Below are 19,254 nucleotides of genomic sequence, written 5' to 3'. Positions count from 1 at the left end.
GCATGACTCGTACGAATGTCTACGATCCTCGCATGGGCCGTCTGCGGCCGACATCCGGGAATGCCCCGGTGCGCCACTGACGTTTTCCCGGCCAGATGCGAACGGATTCCCTAGGGAGAGACATGTCCGAGAACGGCAGCAAGACCCCCGTCGACTTCTGGTTCGACCCGCTGTGCCCCTGGGCCTGGATGACGTCCCGCTGGATGCTGGAGGTCGAGAAGGTCCGTGAGGTGGAGGTCCGCTGGCACGTGATGAGCCTGGCCGTCCTGAACGAGGACAAGCTCGACGATCTCCCCGAGGAGTACCGCGAGATGCTGGAGACGCAGGCCTGGGGCCCCGTCCGCGTCGTCATCGCGGCCCAGCAGAAGCACGGCGACGAGATCCTCGGCAAGCTCTACACCGCCCTCGGCACCCGTTTCCACAACCGTGGCGAGGGCCCGACCCGCGAGGCGGTCGTCGGTGCCCTGGAGGACGCGGGCCTGCCCGCCGACCTCGTCGAGTACATGGACTCCGACGCGTACGACACGGAGCTGCGCGCCTCCCACAAGGAGGGCATCGACAAGGTCGGCCAGGAGGTCGGCACGCCGGTCATCGCCGTTCCCGGCGCCGACGGCTCGCAGGTCGCCTTCTTCGGCCCGGTCGTGACCCCGGCCCCCAAGGGCGAGGCCGCGGCGAGGCTCTGGGACGGCACCCTGCTGGTGGCGTCGACCCCGGGCTTCTACGAGATCAAGCGGACCCGCACGCAGGGCCCGATCTTCGACTGACAGCCGGCACACAGTCAGGCGTACAGAAAGGCCCCCGTGAGTCACGTCCTCACGGGGGCCTTTCCTTCATCCGCCCGCCTCGGCGAAAGTTGAGAAGACGATCACGAGGCAGGACGTTCTTTCACGGGATCAGCGGCCTCACGGGGCCAGCAGGAGGCTGTTCACCCGCTCCTTCGCGGCCGCGTAACGCTTGGCCACGTCCTGCCAGTTGACGACCTGCCACATGGCCTCGATGAAGTCGACCTTCTGGTTCTTGTACTGCAGGTAGAAGGCGTGCTCCCAGGCGTCGAAGACCAGGATCGGCGTGGAGCCCTGGCCGACGTTGCCCTGGTGGTCGTAGACCTGCTCGACGATGAGGCGGTTGCTGAGCGGCTCGTAGGCGAGCACGCCCCAGCCCGAGCCCTGCGTCGTCGCCGACGCCTTGGTCAGCTGGGCCTTGAACTTGGCGAAGGAGCCGAAGGACTCGGTGATCGCGTCGGCGAGGTCGCCCACGCCGTCCGCGGCCAGCGGCTCGCCGCCGCCGCCGTCCTTCGGGCTGTTCATGTTGTGCCAGTAGATGCTGTGGAGGATGTGGCCGGAGAGGTGGAACGCGAGGTTCTTCTCCAGGCCGTTGATGGCGCCCCACGTCTCCTTGTCGCGCGCCTCCTCCAGCTGCTCAAGAGTGTCGTTCGCGCCCTTCACGTACGCCGCGTGGTGCTTGTCGTGGTGCAGCTCGATGATCTGCGGGTTGATGACAGGTTCGAGCGCCGCGTAGTCGTACGGAAGTTCAGGAAGCGTGTAAATGGCCATGATCCGAGCCCTCCGACTGCTGCTCTGCTGTGGTTCTCAAGTTATTGCAAGTTCTTCGCAAGTGCAGGCTAGCAGCAGCTACTGGAAGAAGTTGATCAGCCCTTCGTCCTAGGTCCGCACGGGAACAGCCGCGTACGCCGCCTCCACATGTCTCCGCACACGAAGAAGCCCCGGACCACCAGGTCCGGGGCTTCTCGCGGGAGTCGGTGCTCAGACGGCCGCAGCCGCCCGCTTCTCCGCCGTCTTCTGCCGTACGAAGCCGATCACGGCGAGCGCCAGCGTCAGACCGCCCGTGGCGAGCAGCTGCTTGCGCGTGTCGGGCTGGTCGGTCATCAGGTAGAAGACGTACGCCATGGCGGCCAGCGCCACCCAGGTCAGGAACGGGAACGCCCACATCCGGATGACGAGCTTCTCCGGCGCCTCGCGCTCGGTCCTGCGGCGCAGGATGAGCTGCGAGACGGCGATGAAGATCCAGACCATCAGGATCATCGCGCCGATCATGTTGAGCAGCCAGGGGAAGACGTCGTCCGGACGCCAGTAGCTGAGCAGCACGCAGACGAAGCCGAAGACGGAGGAGGCGAGCACCGCGAGGCGCGGCACGCCGCCCGACACCTTGCCGAGCGCCTTCGGGCCCTGGCCGCGCTGGATCAGGGAGTACGACATGCGCGAGGCGCCGTAGATGTTGGCGTTCATCGCGGAGAGCAGGGCGACCAGGACGATGACGTTCATGATCTCGCCGGCGCCGGGGATGCCCAGGTGGTCGAGCGTGGCGACGTAGGGGCCCTTGGCGGCGACCTCCTTGTTGTCCCACGGCAGCAGCGTCACGACGACGAGCATCGAGCCGACGTAGAAGACGGCGATGCGCCACATCGCGGTGCGCACGGCCTTCGCGACGCTCTTGACGGGGTTCTCGGACTCGGCGGCGGCGATCGTGACGGTCTCCAGACCGCCGTACGCGAAGACGGAGGCGAGGAGGCCGATGATCAGGCCGTCCGTGCCGTTCGGCATGAAGCCGCCCTCGCCCGTCAGGTTCTCCAGGCCGGGGGCCGGGTTGTCCGAGCCGGGCAGGATGCCGAGGATCGCGAGGACGCCGATGCCGAGGAAGAGCGTGATGGCGCCGACCTTGAGGGCGGCGAACCAGAACTCGAACTCGCCGAAGTTCTTCACGGCCGTCAGGTTGGCACCGCAGAACACCAGCATGAAGAGGGCGACCCACGCCCACTCCGGGCTGTCCGGGAACCAGCCGACCATGATCTTGGCGGCGCCGATGCCCTCGAGCCCGACGGCGACGCAGAGCAGGAACCAGAAACCCCAGCCCGCGGTGAAGCCCGCCCATGGGCCGATGGCGCGCTCGGCGTGGACCGAGAAGGAGCCCGACGCGGGGTTCGCGGCCGACATCTCACCGAGCATGCGCATCACGAGCATGACGAGCGCGCCGGAGACGGCGTAGGCGAGGACGATCGAGGGACCGGCCGCGGCGATGCCCGCTCCCGAGCCCACGAAGAGCCCGGCGCCGATCACGCCACCGAGCGCGATCATGGAGAGGTGGCGCTGCTTGAGGCCGTGGACCAGCGGGGAGTCGGCCTTCGGTGCTTCGTCGGGTGCTGCGTCCTGGTGGGTGGACGTCCGAGACATGGGCGTGCCCTGTTCAGTAGCCGAGACGGGGGAGCGAGCGGCCCACAGTCTGAGGTCCGGTACCGCTGACAGGGAACACTTGACCGCTATACGGACACGACGCTCACACGTTGTGAAGAAATGTGCACAACAAGTTCATCTGCTGTTCACGTGGGGCTCTTCGTGCGGGCCGCGCGCCACTCCCGCAGTCCCGCGACCGCCAGGACGAGCGCCGTCGCCCCCGCCGACCACAGCAGCTGAGGCCGCGCGTCGGCGTCCGTCAGCATCAGCCCGAGCACGGCGGCCATCGCGGCCAGCGCCGCCCACGTCAGATACGGGAACGCCCACATCCGCAGCACCAGCCGCTCCGGTGCCTCACGCTCGATGCGCCGCCGCAGCCGCAGCTGCGACACCGCGATCAGCGCCCAGACGAAGAGCAGCACCGCGCCGACGGAGTTGAGCATGTAGAGGAAGACGGAGTCCGGCCACTTCAGATTGAGCACCACGGACACGAAGCCGAACGCGACGGACGCGAGGACCGCACGCCGCGGCACCCCGCCCCCGGCCACCTTCAGGAGCGCCTTCGGCGCCTCGCCGCGCTCGGCCAGCGAGAAGACCATCCGGGACGACCCGTAGAGGTTGGCGTTCAGCGCGGAGAGCAGCGCCACGAACACCACGATGTTCATGATCGTCCCCGCGGACGGCACCCCGATCGAGTCGAGGACCGTCACATACGGACTGGCCCCCGCCCGCTGCGCCGTCCAGGGCAGCACCGTCACGATGACCAGCATCGACCCGACGTAGAAGAAGAGGATGCGGTAGACCGCGCTGCGCACCGCGCGGGCGACCGAGCGCACCGGGTCGTCGGACTCGGCGGCCGCGATCGTCACGACCTCCAGGCCGCCGAACGCGAAGACGACGGCGAGGACGCCCGAGACGACACCGGACCAGCCGTGCGGCAGGAACCCGCCCTGTCCCGTCAGGTTCGTCAGGCCCACCGGGTCCGTGTCCGGCAGCACGCCGAAGACCGCCAGCAGACCGAGGACCAGGAACGCGATGATCGCGAAGACCTTGAGCGTCGCGAACCAGAACTCGAACTCGCCGAAGTTCTTCACCGACGCGAGGTTGGCGGCCGTGAAGACCACCATGAAGATCAGCACCCAGGCCCACTGCGGCACGGCGGGCGCCCAGCCGTTGGCGATCTGCGCGGCGCCGGTCGCCTCCACGGCGAGCACCACGACCAGCAGGAACCAGTAGAGCCAGCCGACGCTGAACCCCGCCCAGCGGCCGAGCGCGCGTTCCGCGTGCACGGAGAACGAACCCGACGCGGGCATCGCCGCCGACATCTCGCCGAGCATCCGCATCACGCACATCGCGAGCGCGCCCGCGATCAGATACGAGACGACGATGCCGGGACCCGCCACCGAGATCCCGGCCCCCGACCCCACGAAGAGCCCGGCGCCGATGACCCCGCCGAGGCCGAGCATCGTGAGGTGACGCTGCTTGAGGCCGCCGCCGAGCGGCTCGGGCCCCGACCCCGTCGCGGGCAGGCTGTCCGGTGGTGCGTCGTGCATGGTGCTCAGGCTGCTCTCGGGGCTCACAAGACTTTGGCGGGACTCCACAGTCTCCCCGGCGCGCGCCCCCTCGCGCAAAACGGGGCACCCACCCGCCGACCTCCGTGACGAGCATCACGCCGCCCGAGGTGTACACGGATCCCTTTGTACGGAGCCCACCAAGGCCCCGCCTCCGGGTTGTCGGCCGATGACCGTGTTGCCGCCGCGCCGCCTGGGATAGCGTCGACGCGTTCCCACCTGCCCACGTCCCCCGCGGAGTCCCCGATGAGCATCGCCGCCACCACCCGCCCCGGCCAGGTCCTCGCCGACCTGCTGCCCGCGTCCCGCGTGAAGGACGCGGCGCTCGTGCTCGGCGGCGCCGCGCTCACCGGCGTCGCCGCCCAGATCGCGGTGCCCGTGCCGGGCTCCCCGGTGCCGGTGACCGGCCAGACCTTCGCCGCGCTGCTCGTCGGCACGTCGCTGGGCGCCCGTCGCGGCTTCCTCTCCCTCGCCCTGTACGCCCTCGTGGGCATGGCGGGCATGCCGTGGTTCGCGGAGGCCGGCTCCGGCGTCGCTGCCCCGTCCCTCGGCTACGTCCTCGGCATGCTCCTCGCCGCCACTGTCGTGGGCGCCCTGGCCCGCCGCGGCGGCGACCGCTCCGTGCTGCGCACGGCGGGCACGATGGTCCTCGGCTCCGCGATCATCTACGCGGTCGGCGTCCCGTACCTGGCCGCCGCCACCGGGATGTCGATGACCCAGGCCGTCGCCGCGGGCCTCACGCCGTTCCTGATCGGCGACGCCCTCAAGGCCGCGCTCGCGATGGGCGTCCTGCCGACGGCGTGGAAGTTCCTGGACCGCTGACAACCGGCGGGACGGCCCTTTTCGAGGGCTACTCGACGCTGTGGTTGTGCCTGAAGAGGTTCGCCGGGTCGTACGTGGCCTTCAGCCCGGCGAGCCTCTTCCGCGTCTCCGGGTCGTACAGCCCCTGCGGCCTGTCGCTGCCGCCGAAGACGAAGTTGAGCGACCGCCCGAGCGTCTGCGGCGCCACGAGCCCGAACGCCTCCGCGTGGACCTTCCGGTGCTCCTCGACGTCCGCGCCGTCCAGCGGCGACAGGAGCCGCAGCAGCCAGCCCGCCTCGCGGTAGGGCACGGCGTTCTCGGCGGGGCGCGCGAGTGCCCCGCCCAAGTGGTTGAGCTGGAGGATGTGCATCGCGGTCGCGCTCGGCCCGGTCAGGGCGAGGATGTCGCCTGCCGCGTCGACGTCGAGGGTGCTCAGGACGGCGTTGTCGCCGTAGAAGGCGTGCGGGAAGTCCGGGTCGCCGTGGATCGAGGGGCTCTCGGCGTACGGCATCTCCCGCAGCGTGTCCGACACGGTGGGCCCGATCTCCCGCAGCGGCGCCACCAGGCGCTCGCCCTCCGCCTCGGAGCCGGTGAACGCGACCCGGATCAGGACGAGATAGCTGCCGCGCAGCTGCGGCGGGAGGTGCGGCAACTCCGGGTAGACGAGCGCCGCGAGCGACGACGTCACCGTGTCGGGCAGGGTCCTCGTCCACTCCTCGTAGCCGCGCAGCACCGCGGCCGGGTCGACCGCCCTGCCGTCGAACGTCAGGGCACCGCCGTACAGCCGCGCCACCGGCACCAGGCCGATCTCCAGCTCCGTGACCACGCCGAGCTGCGCGCCGCCGCCCAGCAGACCCCAGAAGAGCTCCGGGTCGCTGTCGCGCGTGACGTGGCGCAGGACGCCGTCCCCGGTGACGACGTCGACCGAGCGGACGTGATCGGCCGCGTAGCCGAACTCGCGGCCCAGGATGCCGAGTCCGCCGCCGAGCGTGTACCCGACGGCACCCACGCTCGGCGCCGTGCCGTTCAGCGGCGCGAGCCCGTGCTCCACCGCGGCCTCGACGACCTGACCCCAGCGGGCGCCCGCGCCGATGGCCGCGGTGCGCGCGCCGGGGTCGATCCGCACCGAGTCCATGCGCCGCGTACTGATGAGGACACCGCCCTCAGAGGGCCCCGGCACGCCGTGCCCGGTCGCCTGCACGCCGACGGGCAGGCCCGCCCCGGCCGCGTACGCGACCGCGGCGACCACGTCATCGGCGCTCTCCGCGCCGACGACGAGGTCGGGCCGCATCGCGAACCCGGTCTGCATTCCGGCGATTTCCGCTTCGTATCCGGCGTCGTCCGGCCGGAACACGATTCGCTGGGCGGTGTGGTCCACGGGTGCCTCCGTTGTCTCGTCTGACACGGAGAGCATCGCGCACCGGTGGACCGTCCCGGCGTCAACTCCTCTGCGACTCCACCGGAATTCCGTCGGTACCCCGGGGCCGGACCTTCTCCCGCACCAGCGAGAAGACGACCACGAAGGCGGCGGCGAGGAGCGAGAGCAGCACCTGCTTGCGGCCGGTCTCGTCGGTCAGCATGTAGACGAGGACGAACGAGATCATGGCGATCGTGACCCACGTCAGGTACGGGAAGAGCCACATCTTCACGACGAGCTTCTCCGGCTCCTCGCGCAAGATGATCCCGCGCATCCGCAGCTGCGTGAAGCTGATGATCAGCCACACGAAGAGGGCCACCGCGCCCGAGGAGTTCAGCAGGAAGTCGAAGACGGTGTCCTTCCACTGGTAGTTGAACCAGACGGCGACGAAACCGAAGACGACGGAGCCGAGGATCGCGGCCATCGGCACGCCCCGCGCGTTGGTGCGCGCGAAGGACTTGGGCGCGTCACCGCGCTGGCCGAGCGAGAAGGCCATGCGGGAGGCGGTGTAGAGACCGGAGTTGAGGCAGGAGAGCACGGCGGTGAGGACGATGACGTTCATGACCTGACCGGCGTGCGGAATGCCGATCGAGTTCAGCGCGGCGACGTAACTGCCGTCCTCGGTGATCGACTTGTCGTTCCACGGCAGGAGCGTGATGACGACGAGGATCGAGCCCAGGTAGAAGACGCCGATGCGCCAGATGACGCTGTTGGTCGCCTTGGTGACGGCGCGCTGCGGGTCCTCGGACTCACCGGCGGCCAGCGTGACGATCTCGCTGCCCATGAAGGAGAAGACGACCATCAGCACACCGGTGAGGATGGCGCCCGCGCCCTTGGGCATGAAGCCGCCCGCGTCGGTCAGGTGCGCGAACCCGTGGCCCGGGTTGTCGGAGCCCGGCAGGACACCGAAGACGGCGAGCAGACCGATGACCACGAAGCCGCCGATGGCGACGACCTTGATCCCGGCGAACCAGAACTCGAACTCGCCGTACGAGCCCACCGACACGAGGTTCGTCGCGGTGAGCACGACCATCACGATGAGCGCCCAGCCCCACTGCGGGACGGCGGGTATCCAGCCGTTGAGGATCACGGCGCCCGCGGTGGCCTCCACGGCGAGCACGACGACCCAGAAGAACCAGTAGAGCCAGCCGATGGAGAAGCCGGCCCAGCGGCCGAGGGCCTGGTCCGCGTAGGTGGAGAAGGACCCGGAGGCGGGCCGTGCGGCGGCCATCTCGCCGAGCATCCGCATCACGAGGACGACCATCGTGCCGACGAGGGCGTACGAGATGAGGATCGCGGGCCCGGCGGCGGCGATGCCGGAGCTCGATCCGACGAAGAGACCGGCGCCGATCACGCCGCCGATCGCGATCATGGAGAGGTGACGGTTCTTGAGACCCGCTTTCAGGCCGTCGCCGGTGTCGCCGGTGTCACCAATGCCGCCAGACCGCGGATCCCCAGGGGTATTGGGGGTGCTGTCTGCCTTCGCAAGGGAGGGTTGCGAGGTCATGGACGAATCCTTAAGTTCTCGGGTCACGAGCCCCCGCATTCAAACCCAGGGGTGAACGGGACGGAAGTCCTGAATCCGGATCGTTGTATTCCGGCCATAAGGCCTGGACCAAGGTCCCGACCAGGGAGATCGAGATCCCGCCCGGACGCGGCTACCCGCCCCGCGACGTGCCACACTCGGACCCATGCGCGTGTACCTCGGCTCGGATCATGCCGGCTACGAACTCAAGAACCACTTGGTCGAATGGCTCAAGAGCCACGGCCATGAGCCCGTCGACTGCGGGCCCCACATCTATGACGCCCAGGACGACTACCCGCCGTTCTGCCTGCGCGCCGCGGAGCGTACCGCCGCGGACCCGGAGGCCCTCGGCATCGTCATCGGCGGCTCCGGCAACGGCGAGCAGATCGCCGCGAACAAGGTGAAGGGCGTGCGGGCGGCCCTGGCCTGGAGCGAGCAGACGGCGGCGCTCGGCCGCGAGCACAACGACGCGAACGTCATCTCGATCGGCGGGCGCATGCACACGCAGGAGGAGGCGACGAAGTTCGTCGAGATCTTCCTGGCGACGCCGTACTCGGGTGAGGAGCGTCACACTCGCCGGATCGAGATGCTCTCGGCCTACGAGCGGACGGGTGAGCTGCCCCCCATCCCCGCCGGGCACCCCCAGCAGTAGCGGGCCTCACGGGGCTCCGCCCCGGACCCCGCTCCTCAAACGCCGGAGGGGCTGGATTTCCGCGCGCCGGAGATCTTTCAGCCCGTCCGGCGTTTGAGGACGAGCCCCTCAAGGGCGATTTTTGCCGAACCAACCCGGAGGGACCCGTGCCAGAAGGTCACACGATCCACCGGCTCGCGGCGGATCACCGGGACCGGTTCCAGGGCCGCGTCGTCCGGGCGACCAGCCCGCAGGGCAAGTTCTCCGACAGCGCCGCCCTCGTCACCGGTCAGGTGATGGAGACCGCAGAGGCCCACGGCAAGCACCTCTTCCTCGGCTTCGCCGACACCGGCTGGATCCACGTCCACCTCGGCCTCTTCGGCAAGTACACGCTGGGAGAGACCCCCGCCCCGCCCCCCACGGACACCGTCCGCCTCCGGCTCCTGAACGACGCGTACCACTCCGACCTCCGCGGCCCCACCACCTGCGCCCTCATCACGGACGAGGAGAAGCGGGCGATACACGACAGGCTCGGCCCGGACCCCCTGCGGGCCGGGGACGACCCGCAGAAGGCGTACGCCCGCATCTCCCGCAGCCGCACCACGATCGCCGCGCTCCTCATGGACCAGAAGGTCATCGCGGGCGTCGGCAACGTCTACCGCGCGGAGGTCCTCTTCCGGCACGGCATCGACCCGTACACGGCGGGCAAGGACATCACCGCGGCGCAGTGGGCCGCGATCTGGACCGACCTCGTCGAGCTGATGCACGAGGGCGTACGCCTCAACCGCATCGACACCGTCAGGCCCGAGCACACCCCGGAGGCGATGGGACGCCCGCCGCGCGTCGACGACCACGGCGGCGAGGTCTACGTCTACCGGAGGGCGAACCAGCCCTGTCACCTCTGCGGCGGCGACATCCGCACCGCGGACCTCGCGGCCCGCAACCTCTTCTGGTGCCCCACCTGCCAGCGCCCCGTCTGAAGCCCCCGGCTAGAACCCGTGGGACAGCCACGGCGCCACATCGGACCCGAAGGCCACCGACGCCTCGGCCAGCGCGCCCCGGCGCAGCTCCCGGACCCGGCCCGCCGCCGCCAGTGACGTGAGGGACGTACCACCGAGGTAGGCGGCGCCCAGTTCGCGTACCGACAACGACAGGTCGGCCGCGTCGGCCGTGCGTTCGCACGACGCGCCCTTCGTGTCGCCGGTGAGGCGCCAACGGCCCTCGTTCCAGGGGCAGAACGCGTCCTCGACCTCGAAGACCACGTCCAGCGGCGTCTGGTACGTCCGCGCCTCCAGGGCCGCGCCCACCTCGACGAGCCGCACGTACAACGAATCCCGCACGGCGACGTCGCAGCGGCGGATGTCGGAGACCATCTGGAGAAGTGCGTCGTCGACAGGGCGGTTGCGGGTGACGACCGACGACGTCAGGTCGATGTCGAACAGGAATCGCCACAGCGCCGCGTACGCCGCCGGGTCCGCGCCCTCGATGTCGCGCACCTGCACCGAACCCTTCGCGCCCCGCCACTCCCAGTCGGGCTTCACCGCGAACCGCACGTACCCGACGAGCTCGCCCGCCCGCTCGGCGACCACGCACTGCAAGGGCGACGCACCGTTCCGCTCGCTCTGCGGGTCGAGCAGCCCGAGGCGCTCCCAGCCCGGCTGCCGGGCCGTCATGCCCGGACGCTCCGTCACGCGCCGTGCGTACAGCGCCTCGCAGGCCTCGTGGACGTCGGCGGGCCGAACGTACCGAAGATGTACGTCGTCCGTCCCGGCGGGCACGGACAGCGACACCCGCGTGGTGTCGATGTCGGCCTTCATCTGCCGGGTCGCCGCGCCGTACCCGAACCGGCCGTAGATGACCGGCTCGGACGCGGTGAGCACGGCCAGCGGCTCGCCCCAGGCGCGGACGTCGTCCAGCTGCCGCCGCATCATCGAGGTCAGGAGCCCGCGCCGCCGGTGCGTGGCCGCGACACCGACCATCGTGACGCCCGCCGTCTCCACCAGCGCACCACCCGGCACGGCCATGCGGAAGGAGAACGCCCCCGCCGTCCCTACGCACGCGTCCCCGTCCCACACGCCGATCGACCGGTCGTACTCGGTGAGCGCGCGCCACAGCTCACGCTCCTCGTCCGACTCGGCGACCCCGCCGAACGCGAGCTCCAACGTTCCGTACCACGCGTCCCAGTCGGCTTTCCCGAGCACCCGCACGTCTGTCGTCATATGCCATGCCTACCAGGGCGCCACGGCCCGGAGCGACGGATTTTTCCCCGCCCCGGACATGCCCCTGACGGGGGACAACCGGGACCTCCCGTGCGAAGTACGCGGCCCGCTGGATAAGGTCCACGAGCAATGGAGGTACGCGCGGAAGCCGACACGTTCACGGCCCGGATGAAGAAGCGGTTGCACCGGGCCCGCATCACGCTGCGCAAATCCGGGGTCGACTACTTCCGCGGCGACGGCTCCGACTGGGTCGCCCTCGCGGGCCTGCTCCTCACCGTCCCGGTCATCACCACCTGCACGATCATCAACAACGAGTGGTTCTCACCGTCCGCGCTCGTCCTGCCGATCGTCGCGGGCGGCCTGCTGCTGCGCCCCGCCAGCCTCCTCGGGCTCTACGCCGCCTCGGCGGTGGCCCTCATCGTGGAGTCCGTCCGGCTCGGCCCGTACACGGAAGGCGCCGCCCGCGTCACGCCGGGCACGGTCCTCGTGGTCGCCGCCTGCGGCTTCTTCGGACTTCTCATCGCCCAGTTCCGCAGCCGGGTCGGCGTGCCCTGGCGCGGCGGCGGCACCATGCTCTTCGACCTGCGCGAACGCATCCGCGTCCAGAGCAAGCTGCCGAAGCTGCCACGCGGCTGGCACCGTGAGATGGCACTGCGCCCGGCCGGCGGGCAGTCCTTCTCCGGCGACTTCGTGGTCGCGGCCCGTACGAACGGCGGCCGGACCCTGGAGGCGGTCCTCACCGACGTCTCCGGCAAGGGCATGGACGCGGGTTCGCGCGCGCTGCTCCTGTCCGGCGCGTTCGGCGGCCTGCTCGGCTCCCTGCCCCCGCACGCCTTCCTGCCCGCCGCCAACGGGTACCTGCTCCGCCAGGACTGGGACGAGGGCTTCGCGACCTCCATCCACCTGGTCCTCGACCTGGAGACCGGCGACTACGAACTCTTCTCCGCGGGCCACCCGCCGGGCCTCCAGCTCAGCGCGGGCAGCGGCCGCTGGGAGGAGAAGACCGGCCAGGGCCCGCTCCTCGGCGTCTACGACGGCGCCCAGTTCGACCCCGTCAAGGGCGTCCTGCGCCCCGGCGACGTCCTGATGCTCTTCACCGACGGCCTGGTCGAGACCTCCGACCGCGACATCGCCGAGGGCATGGACCGCCTGACCGGCGAGGCCGACCGCTACGTGGCAGGAGGCTTCCACGGAGCGGCCTGGCACCTCATCGAGGCCGTGGCGAAGGACGTCAACGACGACAGGGCACTGCTGCTGATCTGCCGGGAGGCGTGAAGTCCCCGTCGCCGTCCCCGCCCCCCGGCAGGATCCGTGCCAGCCACTCCGACCGCCCCGCGGCCAGGGGCCCGAGGACCGCGAGGAGCAGGACGTACCCGGCGATGAAGGGGGACAGGCGTTCGTCGAGGCCCGCGCCCGCTGCCATCGTGGCGAGGATGAGGGCGAACTCGCCGCGTGCGAGGAGCGTCGTGGAGATGTTCGCCGCGGGGGCCGGGCCGAAGCCGTAGACGCGTGCCGCGCCGAGGCCCGCGAGGATGTTCATCAGGAGGGTGAGCGCCACCGCCGCCAGGACCGGCCAGAGCACGACCGGGAGGTCGCCCGGGTCGATGGAGAGGCCGAAGGCGAAGAAGAAGATCGCGCCGAAGGCGTCCCGCAGGGGGTGGACCAGGGTGCGGATGCGGTCGCCGGATGCCGTGCTGCCGAGCATCAGACCGACCATGAACGCGCCGATCGCGTCGGCGACGCCGAACCATTCGGAGACTCCGGCGACGAAGACGGCGACGCCGAGGAACGAGATGACGAGGAGTTCGTCGTCGCGGGTGTCCATGAGGCGGCCGACGAGCCTCGTGCCGAAGCGGGCCGCCAGGGCGAGCAGGAGCAGAAAGCCGAAGGCCTTGCCGCCGTCCATCACCGCGGCGGCGAGGCTGTCCGCGCCGGAGAGGATGGGCTGCAGCGCCGCGAGGTAGAGGGCCAGGAAGATGTCCTCGACCACGATGATGCCGAGGATCGGCTTCGTCTCGGGGTTGCCGAGCCTGCCCGTGTCGACGAGGACTTTGGTGACGATCGCCGACGAGGAGATGCCGAGGACCCCGGCGAGGACCAGCGCTTCGGAGGTGCCCCAGCCGAGCGCGAATCCGAAGCCCAGGCCGGCGCCGACGTTCAGGGCGAGGTAGGTGCCTCCGGCGACGGCCATCTTGCGGCCGCCGGTCTTGAGGTCGTCCATGTGGAACTCGAGGCCGAGGTAGAAGAGCAGCAGGACCAGGCCGAGCGCCGAGAGCATTTCCAGGTCGTGGGGGTCGGAGACCAGGACCACGCCGGGGGTGTGGGGGCCGAGGAGGATCCCGGCGAGGATGAAGAGCGGGATGGTGGGGAGTCCGATGCGGCCGCCGAGGCGGGCGAGGACGGCGGCGGCGAGAAAGGCGCCGCCCATGGCTATCAGGGTGTCTGCGTGTCCGATGGGCCCGTTCCTCCCATAGGTGGGGATGGCAAAGGTAGCGTCAAGAACGCGTCAATACTTAGATTACCAAACGATCGGATCGCTGATCCTGAACGCGCTTGGTGGGGTTCTCCCCACCGCGGGTCCGCCAGCCGCCCTCATGGTCCACATCACCCCCTCTCCGTAGGTTCAAGGGGTCGAATTCGTACGGAGAGGTGGACACGCGCATGGGGCTGCGGCGGAAGAAGAACCGAGTCGTCGAGGAGGACGTCCGCGTCCTCGGCGGGACACCCGGCGACCGGACCGTCGGCGGCGGGACGCCCGGCGACTGGGCCGTCGAACTGCGCGGCGTCCGCCGACAGTACGGCCGCGGCTCCGGCGCCGTGCACGCCCTCGCCGGCATCGACCTGGCGCTGCCCCGCGGCAGCTTCACCGCCGTCATGGGCCCCTCAGGATCCGGCAAGTCGACGTTCCTGCAGTGCGCCGCGGGCCTCGACCGCCCCAGCGGCGGCACCGTCCACCTCGGCGGCACCGAGATCACCGGCATGAGCGAGAACAAGCTCACCGCCCTGCGCCGCACCCGCCTCGGCTTCGTCTTCCAGGCCTTCAACCTGCTGCCGTCGCTGACCGTCGAGCAGAACGTCGTCCTGCCGATGCGCCTCGCCGGCCACCGCCCCGACCGGCGCAAGGCCGCCCAGATGCTCACCCGCGTCGGCCTCGGCGACAAGGGTGGCCGCCGCCCCGGCCAGCTCTCCGGCGGCCAGCAGCAGCGCGTCGCCATCGCCCGCGCCCTGGTCACCGAGCCCGACGTGATCTTCGCCGACGAGCCGACCGGCGCCCTCGACACCACGACCGCCGTCGAGATCCTCGGCCTCCTGCGCTCCGCCGTCGACGGCATGGGCGCCACCGTCGTCATGGTCACCCACGACCCGGCCGCAGCGGCCTACGCCGACCGCGTCCTCTTCCTCGCCGACGGCTCCATCGTCGACCGCCTGGAGCGCGCCTCCGCACAGCAGATCGCCGCCCGCATGACCACCCTGACCGCGCCCGCCTACGCGGGGGTGGCAGCGTAATGGCGTACGTCCCCAACGGCCTCGCCCGCGCGGCGGTCCGCTTCAAGCCCGCCGCCTTCGCCGGCACGTTCGTCGCCCTCATGATGGCTTCGCTGATCGTGGCCGCCTGCGGCATCCTCCTGGAGACGGGGCTGCGCGCCTCCGTCCCGTCCGAGCGGTACGCGGGCGCCCCCGTCGTCGCCGCCTCGAAGCAGTCCGTCCATTTCGTCGCCGGCAGCGGCGACAGCAAGTCCGAGTCCGACGTACCCCTGCCCGACCAGGCCCGCGTCGACAACTCCCTCGTCGCCAAGGCCGGTTCCGTGCCCGGCGCCCGCACCGCCGTCCCCGACGTCACCTTCCCCGTCAAGTCCGGCGACAAGGACGTCACCGCCCACGGCTGGGGCTCCACCTCCTTCACCGGCGAGAAGCTGACCGCGGGCCGCGCCCCCCACCCCGGCGAAGTCGTCCTCGCCGCGCCCGGCGCCTCCGTCGGCGACCGCACCACCCTCACCACCGCCGACGGACCGCGCACCTTCCGCGTGTCCGGCACCGTACGCGCCGGAGAGACCGCCCCCACCGCCTGGTTCGCCGACTCCGAGGCCGTCCGCGTCTCCGGCCACCCCGGACGCGTCGACGCCATCGCCGTCCTGCCCGAGAAGGGCGTTACGGCCGACACCCTCAAGTCCCGCGTCGCGCACGCCCTCGGCGACAAGGCCGAGGTCCACACCGGCGACGACCGCAGCGAGGCCGAGGGCTCCTCCCTCGCCTACGCCAAGGAGATGCTCACCGGCCTCGGCGGCTCCTTCGGCGGCATCGCCGCCCTCACGGCCGTCTTCACCGCCGCGGGCACCGTCGCCCTCTCCGTCGGCCAGCGCGCCCGCGAGTACGCCCTGCTGCGCGCCATCGGCACCACACCCCGCCAGATCCGCCGCACCATCGCCACCGAGACCCTGCTCGTCGCCCCCGCCGCCGGGCTCGTCGGCCTGCTGCCCGGCCTCGCCCTGGCCCACTGGTGGTTCGGGCAGCTGAAGGAGAAGGGCGCGATCCCCGAGGCCGTCGACCTGTCCGTCTCCTTCATCCCGCTCGTCGCCGCCGTCGGCGTCGCCGTCCTCACCGCGCTCGGCGCCGGATACATGGCCGCCCGCCGCCCCTCCCGCATCAAGCCGGGCCAGGCGCTCAGCGAGGCCAACGTGGAGCGCGTGCCGTTCGGCTGGATCCGTACGCCCCTGGGCATCGCCGCAGCCATCGGCGGCGTGATCTTCGCCGGGTTCGCCGCCAACAACACCGGCGACGACGCGGCGAACGCGGCCCTCGGCATCGTCATGCTCTTCATGCTCGCCGTCGCCCTGCTCGGCCCGCTGGTGGCCCGCGGCTGCGCCGCCCTGTTCGGCCTCCCGCTGCGCGGCGCAGGCGCGTCCGCCTCGCTCGCCGCCGCCAACTCCCGTACCAACGCCCGACGTCTGGCCTCCGCGATCACCCCGATCGTGCTCGCCATGGCCTTCTCGTCCGTCCTCGTCTTCGTGCACACCAGCGAGGAACGGGTCGCCGCCGACCAGCAGCGCGCGGGCATCACCGCCGACCACATCATCACCTCCGACGGCGGCCTCGCCCCGGGCACGCTGGCGAAGGCCGCCGACGCCAAGGGCGTCACCTCGGCCGTCGGCCTGCTCAAGTCCTCCGTGCTCGTGCCGGTCGGCTCGGGCGCCGACCGCTATCTCGCGACCGCGTCGACGCAGGGCGTCGACGGCACGGCCGCCGGGCTCGCCAAGGTCCAGGACCTGAAGGTCGAGACGGGCACCCTGAAGCTCGGCAAGGGCCAGATCGCCGTCGACGCCACTCTCGCCGACTCCGCCCACGTGAAGACCGGCGACCGCCTCGGCATCCGCCTGCCCGACGGCACCAAGGCCTCGCCGACCGTCGTCGCCACGTACGGCAGGGGCCTCGGCCTCTCCCAGGTGACGATGCCCGCCGCCGACCTGAAGCAGCACGTCACCTCGGCCTTCACCACCGAGATCTGGACCACCGGCGGCTCCGCGCAGGCGCTCTCCGGACTCGGCGCCCTCAAGGACCGCGACGGCTACGCCACCGCACGCTCCATGGACAACGAGCTCAACGCCTGGGCGAACACCACCATGGCGGCCGTACTGGGCGGCTTCGCGGCCATCGCCGCGATCAACACCCTGGTCATGACGGTCCTGGACCGCCGCCGCGAACTCGGCACGCTGCGCCTGATCGGCTCCACACGCCGCCAGGTGCTCCGGATGATCCGCTGGGAGGCGCTGCTCGTCGCCTGCGCGGGCATCGTCATCGGCTCGGCCATCGCGTTCGCCACGCTCGTCCCGATGATGAAGGGGCTGACCGGCGAGTCCCCGTACGTCCCGCCGCTCGTGTACGGCTCCTTCGTGGGCGCGGTCCTGGTCCTGGGCCTCGCCTCGGCGACGATCCCGGCGAGGGCCGCGCTAAGGTCGGCCGCATGACGCCCGCAGGCCGGAGCCCCGAGTCGCTGTCCCTGCCCGAGGTGGAGGCCCTCGCCCGCGAGGCCCACGCCGCACAGAGGGACAAGGCGGGCCGCCCCTACGCCGAACACCTCCGGGCCGTGGCCGAGGGGGTGCGGCGGCGGGGCGGCGACGCCGACCAGATCGCCGCCGCCTGGCTGCACGACTCCGTCGAGGACGACGTCCTGTCGGAGCGGTGGCTCGCGGACGCCCCGCTGTCCCGGCGTACGAAGGACATCGTGCTGGCTCTCACCAAGCGCGCGGGCGAGCCTCCGGAGGCGTACGCCGAGCGCATCCTCGCCACCCCGGGCGCCCGCCTCGTGAAGGAGGCGGACCTGGCGCACAACGCGGACCCGGCCCGCCTCGCGGTCCTCGACGCGACGACAAGGGCGCGCCTGACGGCGAAGTACGCCACCATGCGCGCCCTGTTGGGACTCGGGGAGACCCCGGTTCCGTAGCGTTCGCTATGCCGACCTGGCCCGTTCGCGGGCGAGTTCTGCCGCATCCCGCTTGAACGCCCACTCCATCCTGGGCTCCATCGCGAACCGGAACATCCGCTGCACCGGCGGCGTGCACAGCGCGGTGACCACGGTCGCGGCGATCACCGACACGAAGATCTCGCCGAGCGGCTTGTGCAGCCACTCGTAATCCTCGAACCAGCCCCAGAAACGGGAGCCCTTGGCGAGGAAGCCGTGCAGCAGGTAGCCGTACAGCGTGCCGGCGCCGAGGACCGTGAACCACATCTTGCGGCGCGGCACCCACGCGAAGAAGCACGCGGTGAGGACGACGGAGCAGCCGAAGAGCGCCAGGGTCATCACGACACCGGCCCACCACGGCGCCCCCAGTTCCTGGGCGCTGTCCCGGCGGTAGAACCAGGCCGAGGTCATCCGGGGAGCCGCCCAGTACGCCAGGAGCAGCGCGCTCGCGAAGACCGGGATGGACAGGAGACGCACCTCGCGGCGGCGCACCAGCTGGAAGTACTCGGGCTTCATGAAGAGGCCGAGTACGAAGAACGGCAGGAACTGCAGGACGCGCTGCAGGTCGAGGTCGTCACCGATGTCGGGTGAGATCACGGCGAGCATGGCGATGGCCAGGGCGAGCGGCACCGGCCAGCGGACGATCTTCCACAGCGGCACGGTGAGCCGCCACACGAAGAGCGCAACCAGGAACCAGGTGAGGTACCAGGGGTCGAGCAGGCTGATGGGCTGGCCGGGGTCGTCGTCCGCCCAGCGCTTGAAGAGGGTGTACGCGATCTCGAAGATGACGTACGGCACGGCGACACCGGTCACGAGGCGCTTGAGGCGGTCGGCCCGCATGTCGAAACTGCGCGAGAAGTAGCCGGAGATGACGATGAACGCCGGCATGTGGAAGGTGTAGACGGTCATGTACAGCGCTTCGGCCGTACGGCTGTGATCGGTCAGCGGTTCCCATGCGTGGGCCATCGCCACGAGGACGATCGCCAGGTACTTGGCGTTGTCGAAGAACGCGTCGCGCTGTTTGGCGGGCTTCGGCCCGCCGTGGGCGGTGCTGCGGCCTGCCGGAGTGGGGGGAGTGGTGGGGGCGGCCTGCGGGGGCGGGTGGGGGGCGCGGGGAGTGGGGACTCCGGCCGCCGGCACCTGGGCCGGTGGGAGGGGCGCCCGGTGGCGTCCGTGCGGGTGCACCGAGTTGGTCACAGGCCCTCCCACCGAGAGCTCGGCGAGACGACCCGGAACCGCACTGCGCCTACGGGGGTGGTGGCAGCGTGGAACATCTGAGGCACCCTAGCGTCGCCCCGGCGTATTCGTAAAACCCCCGTCACTTCTCCCGACTCAATCTCCTGCAATCACGCCGGTTAATCCCGCGGGTCGACAAAGAGACGTGATGGTTCGCGACCCGACCCTGTCCAGTACGTCACAACTCATCCGGTTTAAATGGTGCATAA

General features: G+C 70.7%; 16 protein-coding genes. 8 read left to right on the top strand and 8 right to left on the bottom strand.

Going from position 1 to position 19,254, the window contains the following annotated elements; all coding sequences use genetic code 11:
• Positions 1-122: 122 nt before the first annotated feature.
• Complete coding sequence (locus DEJ47_RS12390; protein ID WP_150167757.1) at positions 123-764, top strand: DsbA family protein; 642 nt, start codon at positions 123-125, stop codon at positions 762-764.
• A 138-nt stretch (positions 765-902) separates the two neighbouring features.
• Here the strand turns inward: DEJ47_RS12390 and DEJ47_RS12385 are convergent, their stop codons facing one another.
• The 3 genes from DEJ47_RS12385 to DEJ47_RS12375 form a co-directional block, all read right to left on the bottom strand.
• Positions 903-1,553, bottom strand: coding sequence for a superoxide dismutase (locus DEJ47_RS12385; protein WP_055701917.1), 651 nt, complete (start codon positions 1,551-1,553; stop codon positions 903-905).
• Positions 1,554-1,763: 210 nt separating this feature from the next.
• Entirely contained in the window at positions 1,764-3,188 is a 1,425-nt protein-coding gene (locus DEJ47_RS12380) for an amino acid permease (protein ID WP_150167755.1), read from the bottom strand.
• A gap of 146 nt (positions 3,189-3,334) precedes the next feature.
• On the bottom strand, positions 3,335-4,741 hold the full coding sequence (locus tag DEJ47_RS12375) for an amino acid permease (RefSeq protein WP_150167753.1): 1,407 nt from the start codon (positions 4,739-4,741) through the stop codon (positions 3,335-3,337).
• Positions 4,742-5,005: 264 nt separating this feature from the next.
• Here DEJ47_RS12375 and DEJ47_RS12370 point away from each other — a divergent pair, with 264 nt between their 5' ends.
• Positions 5,006-5,581: a biotin transporter BioY gene (locus tag DEJ47_RS12370; RefSeq protein ID WP_150167751.1), complete on the top strand. Its 576-nt coding sequence runs from the start codon at positions 5,006-5,008 to the stop codon at positions 5,579-5,581.
• A 28-nt stretch (positions 5,582-5,609) separates the two neighbouring features.
• Here the strand turns inward: DEJ47_RS12370 and DEJ47_RS12365 are convergent, their stop codons facing one another.
• Positions 5,610-6,869, bottom strand: coding sequence for an FAD-binding oxidoreductase (locus DEJ47_RS12365; RefSeq protein ID WP_223828694.1), 1,260 nt, complete (start codon positions 6,867-6,869; stop codon positions 5,610-5,612).
• Between the two features lie 130 nt (positions 6,870-6,999).
• Positions 7,000-8,484, bottom strand: a complete 1,485-nt coding sequence (locus tag DEJ47_RS12360; protein ID WP_150167747.1) for an amino acid permease — start codon at positions 8,482-8,484, stop codon at positions 7,000-7,002.
• A 184-nt stretch (positions 8,485-8,668) separates the two neighbouring features.
• On the opposite strand from DEJ47_RS12360, the gene DEJ47_RS12355 reads away from it, so the two are divergent.
• Both DEJ47_RS12355 and DEJ47_RS12350 read left to right on the top strand, forming a co-directional pair.
• Positions 8,669-9,154, top strand: coding sequence for a ribose-5-phosphate isomerase (locus DEJ47_RS12355; RefSeq protein ID WP_150167745.1), 486 nt, complete (start codon positions 8,669-8,671; stop codon positions 9,152-9,154).
• A gap of 146 nt (positions 9,155-9,300) precedes the next feature.
• Positions 9,301-10,113, top strand: a complete 813-nt coding sequence (locus tag DEJ47_RS12350) for an Fpg/Nei family DNA glycosylase (RefSeq protein ID WP_150167743.1) — start codon at positions 9,301-9,303, stop codon at positions 10,111-10,113.
• Between the two features lie 9 nt (positions 10,114-10,122).
• Here DEJ47_RS12350 and DEJ47_RS12345 read toward each other — a convergent pair whose 3' ends face one another.
• Positions 10,123-11,352 carry a GNAT family N-acetyltransferase gene (locus DEJ47_RS12345; protein ID WP_150167741.1) on the bottom strand — a complete coding sequence of 410 codons (1,230 nt, stop codon included), beginning with the start codon at positions 11,350-11,352 and terminating at the stop codon, positions 10,123-10,125.
• A gap of 129 nt (positions 11,353-11,481) precedes the next feature.
• Between DEJ47_RS12345 and DEJ47_RS12340 the strand changes: the two genes are divergently transcribed.
• Positions 11,482-12,627 (top strand): PP2C family protein-serine/threonine phosphatase, encoded by a 1,146-nt coding sequence (locus tag DEJ47_RS12340; protein WP_150167739.1) that lies wholly within the window; start codon positions 11,482-11,484, stop codon positions 12,625-12,627.
• Here the strand turns inward: DEJ47_RS12340 and DEJ47_RS12335 are convergent.
• On the bottom strand, positions 12,584-13,780 hold the full coding sequence (locus DEJ47_RS12335; RefSeq protein ID WP_150167737.1) for a cation:proton antiporter: 1,197 nt from the start codon (positions 13,778-13,780) through the stop codon (positions 12,584-12,586). The genes DEJ47_RS12340 and DEJ47_RS12335 overlap by 44 nt on opposite strands.
• Positions 13,781-14,013: 233 nt before the next feature.
• Between DEJ47_RS12335 and DEJ47_RS12330 the strand changes: the two genes are divergently transcribed.
• The 3 genes from DEJ47_RS12330 to DEJ47_RS12320 are packed head-to-tail and all read left to right on the top strand — an operon-like array spanning position 14,014 to position 17,791.
• Entirely contained in the window at positions 14,014-14,859 is an 846-nt protein-coding gene (locus DEJ47_RS12330) for an ABC transporter ATP-binding protein (RefSeq protein ID WP_223828323.1), read from the top strand.
• Entirely contained in the window at positions 14,859-17,315 is a 2,457-nt protein-coding gene (locus DEJ47_RS12325) for an FtsX-like permease family protein (protein ID WP_150167735.1), read from the top strand. Before DEJ47_RS12330 ends, DEJ47_RS12325 begins: the two co-directional genes overlap by 1 nt.
• On the top strand, positions 17,312-17,791 hold the full coding sequence (locus DEJ47_RS12320) for an HD domain-containing protein (RefSeq protein WP_150167733.1): 480 nt from the start codon (positions 17,312-17,314) through the stop codon (positions 17,789-17,791). The genes DEJ47_RS12325 and DEJ47_RS12320 overlap by 4 nt, the downstream gene beginning before the upstream one ends.
• Positions 17,792-17,797: 6 nt before the next feature.
• Here DEJ47_RS12320 and DEJ47_RS12315 read toward each other — a convergent pair whose 3' ends face one another.
• Entirely contained in the window at positions 17,798-19,006 is a 1,209-nt protein-coding gene (locus tag DEJ47_RS12315; protein WP_150167731.1) for an acyltransferase family protein, read from the bottom strand.
• Positions 19,007-19,254 lie beyond the last annotated feature (248 nt).

This window comes from Streptomyces venezuelae (genome assembly GCF_008642355.1).
GTDB classification, from domain to species: domain Bacteria; phylum Actinomycetota; class Actinomycetes; order Streptomycetales; family Streptomycetaceae; genus Streptomyces; species Streptomyces venezuelae_B.
This window is presented reverse-complemented; position numbering and strand designations above follow the sequence as displayed.